This is a genomic window from Pseudomonas allokribbensis, assembly GCF_014863605.1.
Classification (GTDB): domain Bacteria; phylum Pseudomonadota; class Gammaproteobacteria; order Pseudomonadales; family Pseudomonadaceae; genus Aquipseudomonas; species Aquipseudomonas allokribbensis.
In genome coordinates this window covers 4,939,331-4,952,989 of record NZ_CP062252.1, presented here as the reverse complement: position 1 = coordinate 4,952,989, position 13,659 = coordinate 4,939,331, and the positions used below count along the sequence as shown (strand labels likewise).

Sequence of the window (13,659 nt, the reverse complement as noted above, 5' to 3'; positions counted from 1 at the left end):
AAGGCCGGAGTGGGCTCAAGGGGTGGCGGTCACAGGCGGATGGGCCTTGAAACTGGCCAGCACGTCTGCCCAGAGCGCGTTCAACGGATCGTCGAACGGCACCTGGCAGGTGGCGGTGAACACCAGCACTCGCTCGGGCGCCACGATGAACGCGGCCTGACGCTGGTACACCGGGCGACCATCGCTCTGGTAGTGAGCATCGACCTGCTGACCCGCTATCGGTGCCTGTGCCGACAGCACGACCGCGCTGAGGCCCTGGTGTTTGTACTTGCGCAGCTTGGCCGCAATCAGGCTGACCTGACGTTCGACATAGTCAGTAAGGGCCTCGCCCGGCAGTGTGTTATCGCGTGAGACCGTCAGGCTGAACGGTGCCGGCAGGGCGACACTGGGGACAAACATGTTGACGCTGCGGTCGTGAAAGCCAGCGGGCAGAGTGAGGCTGCCTTCCTGTAGCAAGTAATCCATTTACGTCATCTCGTCCGTGGTGATGTTGTTCAGATTGCGGGTGCCGGTGGATTGGAGAAAACCCCATCGACCTTCGCCTCGATCGTGCCTTGGGCGCCATCGGCCCCCGGCGTAGCGATTGCTGCGCCTCCGGGCATGTTGATGTCGAGTTTTCCGCCCGTATTGATTTGTGCGTCGCCCGTCACCGAAAAGTTGAACGAGGTGCCGTAGAGATTGATCGCCCCGTCCGCCGTCATCTCGATGACGCTCTGGCCACACACCAGCCGCAGTTTTTCACCGGCCTCGATCATGTATTGGGTGCCGATGCTGTCCAGCTTCGTCCCGCCGACCTGTAAGGTGTCATCGACCTTGACGGTTCGCAGGCGGTTTTGCCCGATGGTCACGGTTTCGTTCTGCCCCACCGAGTGAACGCGGTTGACGCCGACCCAATGGCTCTCGTTGTTCTCGACGGTACAGTCCTGGTTACGCTGGGCGTGGATGAAGATCTGCTCCTGGCCGGCGCGGTCTTCGATGCGCAATTCGTTGGAGCCGTTGCCGCCCAGGCTGCTGTTGGTCTTGAACACGCTACGGGTTTTGTTCGCTGGCAGCGGGTAGGGCACGGGGGTGACCTTGTTCGGCACGCAACCGGTAATCAGCGGTTTGTCCGGGTCGCCTTCCAGGAAGGTGACGAACACCTCCATGCCGATTCGCGGGATGACCACCTGGCCGTAACCGGGGCCTGCCCAACTGGACGCGACGCGTACCCAGCAACTGCTTTGGTCGTCGTAGAGGCCGTCGCGGTCCCAGTGAAACTGCACTTTGACCCGACCGTGTTCGTCGCAATAGATTTCCTCGCCCTTGGGGCCGGTCACGATGGCGGTCTGGCTGGCCAGTACGGGTTTTCGTGGCGGCAGCGGCGGCCGGTAGAACGTGGCCCAAGGGATGGCGTTGAACGTGTTGCGATAGCCTTGGACAAAGCCGTCCGAGAGTTGTACGTCGCTGATGATGGACTCTTCGAGGACTTGCGGTTGTTTGCCTTCATGGCACACCTCGGTCAACAACCACAGGTCGTTCCACTCGGTACGCGGGTGCTCGCCAAGTTGCAGAAAGTGGCCGCAGACCAGGGTCGGCTGGTCGCTTTTGCCGGCAACCAGGCGGTAGTCGGCGCGATGACGTTCCAGGGCGTGCTGACTGAGCAACTTGCCCCGCTCGCGATCGGTGAACAGGCCTGGATAGTCGTAGTCTTCCAGGTCAGGCTGTCTGGAGTCCTTTTCCGGCTGGTAGTCAGACTCCAGCAGCATCCGCGGTTTCTTGAAGTCGTAATCGCGGCGGGTGGTACGGCTGGTGCGCGCTTCCAGGCGCAGGTCGAACGCCTTGATCACCGGCTCGGTGGCGGCCATGCCGCTGTCCGGCTGGTAGGCGGTGGGGCGGCCGAGCTTGGGGAACACAGTCTGGTCGTCGCCAAACACCAGTACATGCCCGGAGCGACTGTGCTGGAAGTGGTAGTGGATACCTTCTTCCTCGCACAGGCGCTGGATGAATTGCAGGTCCGATTCGTCGTACTGCACGCAGTAGTCACGCGGGGGCAGCGGTGTACTCAGCGCAAACCGATAGGCATTGCTCAGGAGGCCATGTTCTTCGAGGATCTGCGCAATGATGTGGTTGACCGGGAACTGCTGAAAAATACGTTGGTTGTGGCGCTGGCTCAGGTAGGCGAGTTGCGGCCTCAGCGTCACGCTGTAGCGGGTCAGGCGTTTACCGCTGGCCCCTTGGGCGACTCGGTAGACTTGTCCGTGAATGCCGCTGTCGGTGTCATTGAAGGCCAGAAAGGCTTGCTTGTGCAGCAGGCTTTCGAGGTCCAGGTCCGGACGTTCGCTGACGAGCTCCACTTCGAAGGCAAACGGCGTGCTGAGTGCCTCCTTGCCGGTAAAGGAGAGCACTTGAAGGTCATGTGCAAGGTCGTCGATAGACAGGCTGAAATGCGTCTGGTGGGCAGGGCTGAACATCCATTGTTCCTCTAGCGCCAAAGTGACATCGCTCAGTTGGGCTGACCGATGTGTTGTAACGGTCGGCCAGACTTGGCCGGCGACCGGGGAACGCCACTCATCAGGATCCGAAGTACCCGATACTTTGTAGTTTCAGGTGATTGCGGCCTTGCCTTTCGCCGATGCTGGACATACACGCTGGTGTTGCCATGGATGCGTTCCTTGCTTACATGAAATGAGTTTGCTTGCGGGCGAAATCTCCTACTGAGTGATCTTTGTTTATCAAAATTTGTGCCATGTGTAATGAATTTTAATTAAATCAACTAGTTGAATATTTATCGTGTGGGGGTTTGCCTTATTTTGCGTAGGAATGGTCGCTAAAGTGCGCAACTTCTTGCGCAGTACTGCGCAAGAAGTTGCGCACTCGGCTACAGGTCAGGTGGGCCGTGGGCTGTAGAGGTTTTATGGGCGGATTTTTGGAAAAAGTGCGCAAGAAGTTGCGCACATCGGCAAAAGACCGCTTCCCGGCCAAGTCTCGAATCGAGGGCAAGAAACCGTTGGAACGGGCAACGTGTCCTATCGCCTGCAACACAGCAGCGTGATTGCTCAAACAAGAACCAAATCACATGGATGAAAGCGCAAGGACAATGATGGTACGGCGGACGATGAATCGGACAACGCGCTAGAAAGTCTCAGCCCCACCTTCGGCTTTGCCAATCGATGTACTGACCTGTGTGACATGCCGGCGGCCGTTGACCGAGTAACTTCGTTCGGGATCCCCGGATCCAGGCTTGCGCAATGTCAGCTGCGCATACAATCCGTCTTTCTCGCTGTAACTCCCGAACCAATTGTTCAGCCGTGCAATGAAGCACTCGTTGCCAATGATGACTCGCATATCCGTAACGGGTTCTATCACGTAGTAACCTGCGCCGTAGCTGTAGTAGTCATCGTCGCCGGGCCCCGATGCAGGTATGGGGCAGAGGGGGCCTTTCTGTTGGCTGGGCTGTTGCGGCTGGCCGGCTTTCGATTGAATCAGGGCTTTGGTGAGCGACTTTAACAAGGCTGGCTCCAGTTTGTAGCGCGTCTTGTTGTCCTCCTTGTACTGAGTGCGGGGGACCGTCAACTGGTAGTCGTACTGAACCGTCACTGTCGGCACTTGGCTGTTGATTTTCAGGGGATTGAGCAGGTAAACCCTATCAACACCGTAAAAGCTGTCGCGGTAGGCCAGATACATTCTTGCGTGAGACTTGATCCAGCCGGCCGATTGATTGGCGCCGCGATCATTGGTGAAGAATAGCGAACTGCCGGCGCTTGCTTCAGGGTCATAAGTGGCCAACCTTCTGGTGAACCGCTCTCCATCGCGACGCAAGGTTTCATAGAAACTGAACAGGCCGGTACCGCCGGTATAGGTTGAAACGATCAAGTCCCGTTGACCGTCGCCGTCCAGGTCGATCAATGTGTAATTCGCCTGGCCATGCTCGGCGTCAGCGTCAAGGCCGGAAGCGTTCAGCGCTTTCCATTCATCCGGTGTGACACCCTTGGGGATGCGCTTGGGGAACAGTGTGTGATCTTCCGTCGGGTCGTCATTTGGATCGCCGGAGAATGAGGTTTTGCCTTTTTCGGTCGTGAGAGAACCCAGTGCTCGCTCCAGCGCAAACTCCGGATGGCCCTTGCTCATGTCCCGAATACGTTGTTGCAGCTCCTTCATGACCTGTTTGTCGGTGTCGTCCGGCTTGTAGGCAACGGCCTCGATCCACTGCACGTTTAACATCTGCAAGCGATCTTGATAGCGCTGGTTCAGGCAACTGACGTTGTCGACACATTCATCGCGCACTTTCAGCCACTGACGCTGAGCCGACTTCAGTTCGGCCTGGGCCTGTGGGGTGGCTTTCATCAACTTTCGATAAGCCGAGCCCATTTGTACGTCGAGTTCATACAGCGATTTGTCCGCGCAAATCGCATTCTCCACAACACTCACAGCCTTTGTGCAGTCCATTCCGCTCGCCTGTGCCTGCTGGAAAAACAGCAGTGCACAGGCCGACACGATGTAGCGTCCTTTGATGTACACGATGAAAACCTTGAAGTAGGAGGGTGGGAGCAGGCGCGCAGGGTAATCGCTGTACAACGAATCTTGAAGCCCCGCTTCAAGAGAACCGTTGATCCGGCCGATAACCCATTCGGTGACTTCAGAGTCGCACGAAATCGCTTGATAGCATTTGGCCGGCAGCTATCATCTGCGCGCCTGAAATTTGCCCTCGGTCCATCCTCTTCAATTGCCTGGAAATCCTCGATGCTGTCGTATCACCAAAAGAGTTTTCTGATCGTCGATGATTTCTCGGATTTCCGCAGTTCCGTACGCTCGATGTTGCGCGAGCTGGGCGTCAAGGACGTGGACACCGCCGACACCGGTGAGCAGGCGCTGAAAATGTGCGCGCAGAAGTCCTATCACTTCATCCTCCAGGACTTCCACCTCGGTGACGGCAAGAAAAACGGTCAGCAGGTGCTGGAAGACCTGATGGTGGACAAGCTGATCAGTCACGAAGCGGTGTTTGTGATGGTCACCGCCGAGACCAGTCAGGCGATGGTGCTCAGTGCCCTGGAGCACGAGCCGGATGCGTACCTGACCAAGCCGTTCAACCGCATCGGCCTGGCCCAGCGCCTGGAGCGTCTGGAGCAGCGCAAGACCCTGCTCAAACCGATTCTGCAAGCCCTCGACCGTGGCAAACCGGTCGAAGTGCTCAACGCCTGTATCGCCCTGTGCAAACAGGACATCCGCTATTCGCCGCTGTGCCTGCGTTACCGCGCCGATGCCTTGCGCGACATGAATCAGAACGAAGCACTTGAGCGGCTGTATGACAGCATCATCGCCGACCGACCGCTGCCATGGGCATTTGCCGGTCTGGGCAAGTTGCTGTTCAAGCGCGGTCAGATTGCCCAGGCCAAAGGCGTGTATGAAAAAGCCCTGAAGGTATTCCCAATGATGCCGGCGCTGTACGACGGCATGGCGGATGTCCTGGTGGCTGAAGGCGACACCAAGGGCGCGCAACAGGTGCTGGAAGAGGCGATCCGTCTGTCGCCGCTGGCGGTACGTCGCCAGGCACTGCTCGGCAAACTGGCGATGGCCAACGAGGATTTCGACACGGCGTCGCGGGCCTACCGTCAGGCCGTCTCCCAAGGCGCGCAGTCGCGCTTCAAGGACCCGGAGAGCAATCTGGGCCTGGCCCATGCGCTGATCAGCAAGGGCAGCGAGAAAGGCCTCGATACCCGCACGCGACTGGAGATCAACACCACCCTCAGTGCCGTGGCCAAGGAGAACCCGACCGACCCGGGCCTGCAGATTCGTGCGCGTCTGATGAAGGCCACCAGTCTGCTGCTCAACGACGCCGAAACTGCCGAGAAACTCACCGAGCAAGCGCTGATGCGTCTCGACGGCATGGAGCAGTTCATGAGCCCCGAGGCCGCGCTGCTGGTCGCCAAGCAATTGCAGATGCTCGGCCAGGCCGAGGCGGGCACGTCGATGCTCAAGAGCTGCGCGGAAATCTACGGCGATGACCCGACGGTGATGAAAGACATCGCCAAGCTCACCGACGACCCGACTATTCTCAGCTCCAGCAATGCCGCCGCCGACCTCAACCGTCAGGGCGTGCGCGTGTACAAGACCGGCAACCTGGTGGAGGCCCGCGAGGTGTTCCGCAAGGCGCTGAAGATGCAACCGAAGAACATCAGTATTGCGCTGAACATGGCGCAGTCGCTGCTGCACGGCACCGACACCAGTGTGCCGTCGGCGGAGCTGGAAGAATGTCGGGCCTGCCTGAAACTGGTGGGCATGATGCCCGACACCGACGCGCGTTATCCGCGTTATCAGAAGCTGAAAAGCAAGGCGTTTGGCGAATGAACCAAGACGAGCAGGCACTGGATTTTTCCACGGTGATTGCCTCCACCGTGCACGACATGAAGAACTCTCTGGCCATGTTGATGCAGGCCCACAGCCAATGGCTGGCGCGTCTGCCCGAGGCCCAGCGAAAGGTGCCGGAGCAGGGCGTGATCGACTTCGAGTTCGCTCACCTCAACGGCATGCTGGTGCAGTTGCTCGGGCTGTACAAGCTCGGCGTCAACCAGATGCCGTTGCAGCCGGCCTACCACGAGCTGGACGATTTCATCGAGGCGCAACTGGCGGCACATCAGGAGGTTTTCGCCAGTCGCGGGATCATTGCCACTTATGAAGTCGACCCGCTCAGCCCCCTGGGTTTCTTCGACCGCGAACTGATCGCCTCGGTGCTCGGCAACTGTATCAACAACGCGATCCGTTACGCCCGTGAATCGCTGCTGATCACTGTCAGCGACGAGGCCGGGCAGCTGGTTCTGAGCATCAATGACGATGGCCCCGGTTACCCGGTCGAGATGCTCGAGCGCCAGGCCGATTATGTGCAGGGCATCAATCACAGCAGCGGCAGTACCGGCCTCGGTCTGTACTTCGCCGGACGCATCGCGGCGCTGCATCAGCGCAACGGTGTCGGCGGCCGGACCGAGATCCGCAATGGCGGGCCACTGGGTGGCGGTGTGTTCAGTATTTACCTGCCCTGAATCACGGATTCATCGACTCGAAGTCTTTTTGTTGGCCGCTGCTTGATATTCCGAACAGCTGAAGCCTATTTTGTCCGGGTCGCCGTTCGCGGCTCGCACAATAACAAGGATTGCGTCATGACAACCGATGGCCAGCGTTCACTCGCGCAGCGATTGACGGGCATTGATGAGATTGAATGTGTCACGCCGGATTTGAACGGCGTACCACGAGGCAAGGTAATGACCGCCGAGGGTTTCCTCGAAGGGCGGCGTTTGCAGATGGCCCGGGGGGTGCTGCTGCAATGCATCATGGGGGGCTATCCCGCTGCGCGGTTCTACGGCAGCGATGATGGCGACCTGGCGCTGGTGGCCGACCCTGCGCAAATCCATCCTCTACCGTGGAGCCAGGAGCCGCGCGCGCTGGCCATCTGTGATGCCGACGAACTGACCGGCGAAAGCTCCAACCTGTCGACCCGTGGCCAGCTCAAGAAAGTCATTGCTCGCTACGCAGCTCTCGGCCTGGCGCCGGTAGTGGCGACTGAACTCGAATTCTTTGTGTTCGCTCCGAACACTGACCCGACCCAACCTTTCCAGCCGCCAGTCGGTCTCGACGGTCGTCGCGAGGACGGTCACTCGGCCTTCAGCGTCAGCTCCAACAACGGTCTGCGACCGTTCTTCAGTGAAGTCTACAAATGCATGGCGGCCCTGGGCCTGCCGCGCGATACCTTCATGCACGAAATGGGCGTCAGCCAGTTCGAGATCAACCTGCTGCACGGTGATCCGCTGCTGCTGGCCGACCAGACCTTCCTGTTCAAACACCTGCTCAAGGAAGTCGCGCTCAAGCATGGCCTGACCGTGGTCTGCATGGCCAAGCCGCTGGCGCACACGCCGGGCAGTTCGATGCACATTCACCAGAGCATCGTCGAAATCGGCAGCGGCAAGAATGTGTTCAGCGATGAGAACGGTCAGCCGACCGCGATGTTCCGCCACTTCATCGGCGGGCAGCAGGCGGGTATGGCTGACTTCACCGCGCTGTTTGCACCGAACGTCAATTCCTACCAGCGTCTGTGCCATCCGTTTGCGTCGCCGAACAATGCTTGCTGGTCCCACGACAACCGTGCTGCGGGCCTGCGTATTCCGGCCAGTTCGCCGGTCGCCCGTCGGGTCGAGAACCGTTTGCCGGGCGCCGATGCCAATCCTTACCTGGCGATTGCCGCGAGTCTGGCGGCCGGTCTGCACGGTATCGAACATGAGCTGGAGCCGAGCGCGCCGATCCAGGGTGAATTCGAAGTGCCGGACAATCTTTCGCTGCCGTGCACGATGCACGCTGCACTTGAGCGTCTGAAACGCAGCCAGTTGGCCAAGGAACTGTTCGGCAAGGAGTTCATCGAAGGCTACATCGCTTCGAAAACCATGGAGTTGACCAGTTTCTTTGATGAAATCACTCCCTGGGAACGGCGTGTTCTAGCTGCCCAGGCCTGACGAACTGTCGCCATCGGGCTATCGTTTGATAGCCCGATACTCACCGCAAGGAGCCGCTCGGAACGCCGATGCGCCAAATCTGGAAATCCTTTCGAGCGCTGTATTTCGCCTCGCTGATGATGTTGATCGGCTCGGGCCTTCTTTCTACTTATCTGGCTTTGCGTCTGGCGGCCGACCATGTCGACGGACTGTGGGTCGGTGCGTTGATGGCGGCCAACTATTTCGGTCTGGTGCTGGGCGGCAAGATCGGTCACCGATTGATTGCCCGGGTCGGGCATATCCGCGCTTACTCGGCGTGTGCCGGGATCGTCGGCGCGGCGGTGCTCGGTCATGGTCTGGTGGACTGGTTGCCGGCCTGGCTGGTGCTGCGGACCATCGTCGGCCTCGGCATGATGTGCCAGTACATGGTGATCGAGAGCTGGCTGAACGAACAGGCTGACGCCAACCAGCGCGGCGTGGTGTTCAGCGGCTACATGATCGCCTCGTACCTGGGGCTGGTACTCGGTCAGCTGATTCTGGTCATGCACCCGGGGCTGGGCCTGGAACTGCTGATGCTGGTCGCCTTGTGTTTTGCTCTGTGTCTGGTGCCGGTGGCACTGACCCGACGGATTCACCCGGCGCCGTTGCATCCGGCACCGATGGAGCCTCGCTTCTTTATCAAGCGCGTACCGCAGTCGTTGAGTACGGTACTCGGTGCCGGTCTGATCATCGGTTCGTTCTACGGTCTGGCGCCGCTCTATGCCTCGCAGCAGGGGTTGTCCACCGAACAGGTCGGTCTGTTCATGGGTACCTGCATTTTTGCTGGGCTGCTGGTGCAGTGGCCACTGGGCTGGTTGTCCGACCGCTATGACCGGGCCTTGCTGATCCGTTGCTTTGCCGGGTTTCTGGCCGTAGCCGCGTTGCCGCTGGCGATCCTGCCGCAGGTGCCACTGGAGGTCTTGTTCGGTGTCGGTTTCCTGTGCTCTCTGGTGCAATTCTGCCTGTACCCGCTGGCCGTGGCGTTCTCCAACGACCATGTCGAAGGGGATCGGCGGGTCTCGCTGACGGCGATGCTATTGGTGACCTACGGGGTCGGCGCCAGCATCGGGCCGTTGTTGGCCGGTGTGTTGATGAAAATGTTCGGTAGCCAGAGCCTGTATGCGTTCTTCAGCTTCTTTGCGCTGGTGCTGGTGTGGCGCATCCGGCCGAAAGCCGTGACCAATCTGCACCAGGTCGACGACGCACCGCTGCATCACGTGGCGATGCCGGACAGCATGTCCAGTTCGCCGCTGGTGGCCGCGCTCGATCCGCGGGTCGATGAGCAAGTGGTGCAGGAGCAGATGCAGAATAACGTCGCGCCTGAACCGGCACCTGAGTCCGCACCTGAATCTGAGTCACCTGTGGAGCCTGAGGCCGGCAACGACAATCCTGCGCCGGACATCAGCGGCGCCAGGCCTTGATTCTGAAAAAACACCAGGTATAAAAAAACGGGCAGTCACCGCAAGGGACTGCCCGTTTTTCATGGTGCGTACGAATCAGAGATCGTCTTTGTCGAAACGCCGTGCTTCACGTTGCAGCTGATAGACGAAACGCTCGACGTTACGCGCCGCCGGGCCGCTGATGTTGTGAAAACGCAGGCCGGCGAAGGTGATGTTGAGTTTTTCTTCGAAGTGCAGGTAGCGCAGCTCGACCGATGTTGGCTGATTGCCGAACAGCGGCGGGGCGATCAGGCGATCGTAGACCTGGCCCAGTTGCAGGCGGTCGGTGATATCACCTTCAAAACGCAGCTTGCAGCCGGTGGCGGAAATATCCAGCAACTTGCCACCGATCGGCGACTTGAGCTTTTCGCCACCCAGTTCGACGCTGACCAGATCGGTCAGCTTCAGTGCCGCGCGAAAGGCGTTGCGGCGCTGGTGATAGACCACTTCGGTGGGCATCTCGCCAATGTAAAAGCGGTCACCGTCGGATTCCTTGATATCCAGCGTGCCGTTGCATTCCCAGGCAATGCGTACGCCTTCATGGAAACCTTCGACCTTGAACGGCTCGCCCGCCAGCAGGAAGCGTTCGCCATCGCGCGGGATCATTTCATCCAGGGCAATCGTGGCGGTATCCCGGTCAACCTTGATCAGGTAGCTCTGGAAGCGCTGGCTGCGTTCGTGAAAGGTGATGATCAGCGGATCGTGGCTCTCTTGCAGCTGGCGCAGGTTGCTGGAGATTTCCAGAGGCGTGGTGAGCACCTTTGGTGGCTGCGGAGAATCATCCGCGCTGAGGACGTTGGACACGTTAAATCAATCTCCAGACAAAATTTGACTACGGCTGGCCAGTATTTTGCCAGCATGTTTCGCGCGTTGATAGGGCGCAAGCATAGAAGAACGCATCACGCCTGACTGAGCGCGCGGGGTTTCTGCAGTTTGGAGAAGGTGCCACTGGCGTCATAGAGCGCAGGTGGCTCGCCGCCGGTGAGGATTTTCAGCTGATTGGCCGTGGCGGCCTGCTGAATCACGATCGACTGGCCATTTTTGGCATTGGTCGCCTGGCACTGGGCGATCAGGTCGGTCAGAACGTCGCTCTGGGTCAGCAACTGCTCGCCGATGCTCGACTGGCTGGCCAGTTGTTCCAAGCCTTGACGGTCGAGCGACAGATTGAGGCTGGCGAGGATTTCGCTGCGTTTGCGGCCATGCTGCTCAAGCAGAATGATCAATGCCTGTTTGCGCGCCAGAATTTCTTCCAGCAGCGGCATGTCGCGACCGTGCAAGGCGAGGGACTCGGATTGCAGTAACTCCAGCAATTGTTGAGCTGGAGCAAAGTCGTCGGTGATCAGTTGCAATAAAGTAGTGTCGTGCATGGCTGGCCTTGGGTTTTAAGCGTCCAAAAGCCTGGCGCTGACCGAGGCCTAGCGCTGGGCTTCGAAGTTGAGCAGTTTGCTGGCTACACGGTTGCTGTCGACTTTATAGCTGCCATCGGCAATCGCTGCTTTCAACTCGGCCACGCGGGCTTTGTCGACGGCAGGCTGATCGCGCAGCTTGTCAGTGACCTTCTGCAACTGTTGAGCCTCATTGCTGAGGTGTACCGATTCCCCGCTTTTTGCGGTACTGGCCTGTTCGGCCGGGGTATTCAGCGTCGCGGAAGTACCGGTTTCGGCGGTTTCCTTAGGCGTGCTGGTACGTGTACTGCCCGTAAGTGACGAGGAGCTGTTCAAACGGCTGAAATCGATGACCATGTTAAAAACCTCTGGGAATTTGGACGCTTGCCATGTTCTCGGCCATCCCCTGGAAAACTTTAGGCTCTTTTACCAATGAGCCTGCATGCGCCGCACAGATCCTGCTGCGGCACAGTTTAGGGAACAGCTCAGGTTGGCGCCAGTTTTCTGCGCGATCCCTCACGAGGCTTTCCTGTCATTGCTCCAATCGTTGTTCACATTGCCACTTCCACCTGGCCCGGCGCCATGACCTGCGCCTTGATGACCCGTTGGGAATTGAGGTTTTTCACTCGAATCTGTTCTTTCAGGCCACCGTTGGACAGGGCCTCGCCCGGCATGCGCACGGAGAGCGTGCCGCTGCGGGCGGTAATCACCACTTGATCGCCTTTGCGAACGACTTCCGCCTGTTCCAGATGCACCAGGGTAATCACTTGGTCGGCGACCGTTGGTCGGGTTAATTTTTGCCCGATCGCCTCATCCACCGACGTCAGGAAGCCCTGGTTGATCAGGCTCACATCATGCTCGCGCAGGGTCACGTCCTGGGGCTCGATGATCCCGGCGCGCTTGAGCGGGCGAGTGGTGGTCACGACCGGGCGAAACAGGCGGACTTGAGCGGGTACGAACACGGTCCAGGGGGAGGCGCCTTCGCAGCGAACCTTGACGGTTACGCGCCCCAAAGGACGTGCCGGGCTCTCCAGCGACGCTGTCAATTCCTTGTCGCACATAGGCATGTGCATGCGCGGATCGAGCTGCTTGACCTCGATTTCATAACGCCCTTCCGTTTGACTGGTAGCCAGATAGTCTTCTACGGTGAATTCAAGAAAGCCCTGAGTGACGCCGATAAGCATGTCAGGCAAGGTAACCGCATCAGCAATGGCAGGGCTGCCCGCGAAAAACAGGCAAGCGGCAGACACCGCGCAAAGTCCTCTGCGAAGGGGGGATGTCAGGCGTCGGAAAAATGTCGTTTGAATGTTCATAAGAGTTAAAAAGCAAGCGCCGTGCCGTTTAGCAATGAATGTGCGTCGCAACAACACTTGGCGTTGGTGTAGGAGTCTGGGCATGGCTGGTGTAATGGATTCGGTGAACCAGCGCACGCAACTGGTGGGGCAGAATCGCCTGGAGCTGTTGTTGTTCCGTCTCGACGGCCAGCAACTCTACGGGATCAACGTGTTCAAGGTTCGGGAAGTGCTGCAGTGCCCGCAACTGACGCTGATGCCCAAGTCCAGTCCTGTCGTGTGCGGGGTGGCGAATATCCGGGGGGCGACCATTCCGATCCTTGATCTGGCAATGGCAACCGGCTCCGGGGCGTTGAAAGACAAGAACAGTCCGTTCGTGATCATCACGGAATACAACACCAAGACCCAGGGTTTCCTGGTGCGCTCGGTGGAACGTATCGTCAACATGAACTGGGAAGAGATCCATCCGCCACCCAAGGGGACCGGTCGTGATCATTACCTGACCGCTGTGACTCGGGTGGACAATCAGTTAGTCGAAATCATCGACGTCGAGAAGGTGCTGGCGGAAGTCGCACCGACACCGGAAGCGATTTCGGTCGGCGTGGTGGATGTCGAGACCCAGAGCAAGGCGCTGTCTCTGCGGGTGCTGACGGTCGATGACTCGTCGGTGGCGCGCAAGCAGGTGACGCGTTGCCTGCAGACGGTAGGCGTTGAAGTGGTGGCGCTGAACGACGGCAAGCAGGCGCTGGATTACCTGCGCAAGCTGGTCGATGAGGGCAAGAAGCCGGAAGAAGAGTTCCTGATGATGATCTCCGACATCGAAATGCCGGAGATGGACGGGTACACCCTGACGGCCGAAATCCGCAGCGACCCTCGCATGCAAAAGCTTCATATCATCCTGCATACTTCGTTGTCGGGTGTGTTCAACCAGGCGATGGTCAAGAAGGTCGGTGCCGATGACTTCCTGGCCAAATTCCGTCCTGATGACCTGGCATCCCGGGTAGTCGACCGGATCAAAGCAGCAGATATCAGCTAGGGACTTTTCGTCCCT

Annotated in this window: 12 protein-coding genes; 5 read left to right on the top strand and 7 right to left on the bottom strand. The window is 59.0% G+C overall.

The features are described 5' to 3' along the window. Positions 1-15: 15 nt before the first annotated feature. From IF199_RS22610 to IF199_RS22600, 3 genes are all read right to left on the bottom strand, one after another. Entirely contained in the window at positions 16-465 is a 450-nt protein-coding gene (locus IF199_RS22610; protein WP_192558751.1) for a DcrB-related protein, read from the bottom strand. Positions 466-494: 29 nt separating this feature from the next. Next, positions 495-2,450 carry a type VI secretion system Vgr family protein gene (locus tag IF199_RS22605; protein WP_192558750.1) on the bottom strand — a complete coding sequence of 652 codons (1,956 nt, stop codon included), beginning with the start codon at positions 2,448-2,450 and terminating at the stop codon, positions 495-497. A 661-nt stretch (positions 2,451-3,111) separates the two neighbouring features. Further along, the gene (locus tag IF199_RS22600) at positions 3,112-4,497 is read right to left on the bottom strand and encodes a lysozyme inhibitor LprI family protein (protein WP_192558749.1); all 1,386 of its coding nucleotides are present in this window, start codon (positions 4,495-4,497) and stop codon (positions 3,112-3,114) included. A gap of 222 nt (positions 4,498-4,719) precedes the next feature. Between IF199_RS22600 and IF199_RS22595 the strand changes: the two genes are divergently transcribed. The 4 genes from IF199_RS22595 (at position 4,720) to IF199_RS22580 (ending at position 9,913) form a co-directional block, all read left to right on the top strand. Then, positions 4,720-6,324 carry a tetratricopeptide repeat-containing response regulator gene (locus tag IF199_RS22595; RefSeq protein ID WP_192558748.1) on the top strand — a complete coding sequence of 535 codons (1,605 nt, stop codon included), beginning with the start codon at positions 4,720-4,722 and terminating at the stop codon, positions 6,322-6,324. Next, a complete protein-coding gene (locus IF199_RS22590; protein ID WP_096818078.1) occupies positions 6,321-7,013 on the top strand; it encodes a sensor histidine kinase in 693 nt (230 codons plus the stop codon). Before IF199_RS22595 ends, IF199_RS22590 begins: the two co-directional genes overlap by 4 nt. Before the next feature lie 219 nt (positions 7,014-7,232). After that, on the top strand, positions 7,233-8,474 hold the full coding sequence (locus tag IF199_RS22585) for a glutamine synthetase family protein (protein WP_173861370.1): 1,242 nt from the start codon (positions 7,233-7,235) through the stop codon (positions 8,472-8,474). Positions 8,475-8,542: 68 nt separating this feature from the next. Beyond that, the gene (locus IF199_RS22580; RefSeq protein ID WP_192558747.1) at positions 8,543-9,913 is read left to right on the top strand and encodes an MFS transporter; all 1,371 of its coding nucleotides are present in this window, start codon (positions 8,543-8,545) and stop codon (positions 9,911-9,913) included. Positions 9,914-9,988: 75 nt separating this feature from the next. On the opposite strand, the gene IF199_RS22575 is transcribed toward IF199_RS22580, so the two are convergent. The 4 genes from IF199_RS22575 to flgA form a co-directional block, all read right to left on the bottom strand. Then, positions 9,989-10,735, bottom strand: a complete 747-nt coding sequence (locus IF199_RS22575) for a flagellar brake protein (protein WP_096818072.1) — start codon at positions 10,733-10,735, stop codon at positions 9,989-9,991. A gap of 95 nt (positions 10,736-10,830) precedes the next feature. Further along, positions 10,831-11,298 carry a flagella synthesis protein FlgN gene (locus IF199_RS22570; protein WP_096818071.1) on the bottom strand — a complete coding sequence of 156 codons (468 nt, stop codon included), beginning with the start codon at positions 11,296-11,298 and terminating at the stop codon, positions 10,831-10,833. A gap of 48 nt (positions 11,299-11,346) precedes the next feature. Next, a complete protein-coding gene (gene flgM / locus IF199_RS22565; protein ID WP_096818069.1) occupies positions 11,347-11,673 on the bottom strand; it encodes a flagellar biosynthesis anti-sigma factor FlgM in 327 nt (108 codons plus the stop codon). Positions 11,674-11,867: 194 nt separating this feature from the next. Further along, complete coding sequence (flgA, locus tag IF199_RS22560; protein ID WP_096818067.1) at positions 11,868-12,629, bottom strand: flagellar basal body P-ring formation chaperone FlgA; 762 nt, start codon at positions 12,627-12,629, stop codon at positions 11,868-11,870. An 82-nt stretch (positions 12,630-12,711) separates the two neighbouring features. Here flgA and IF199_RS22555 point away from each other — a divergent pair, with 82 nt between their 5' ends. Beyond that, positions 12,712-13,644 carry a chemotaxis protein CheV gene (locus tag IF199_RS22555; protein ID WP_007960326.1) on the top strand — a complete coding sequence of 311 codons (933 nt, stop codon included), beginning with the start codon at positions 12,712-12,714 and terminating at the stop codon, positions 13,642-13,644. Positions 13,645-13,659: the final 15 nt, after the last annotated feature.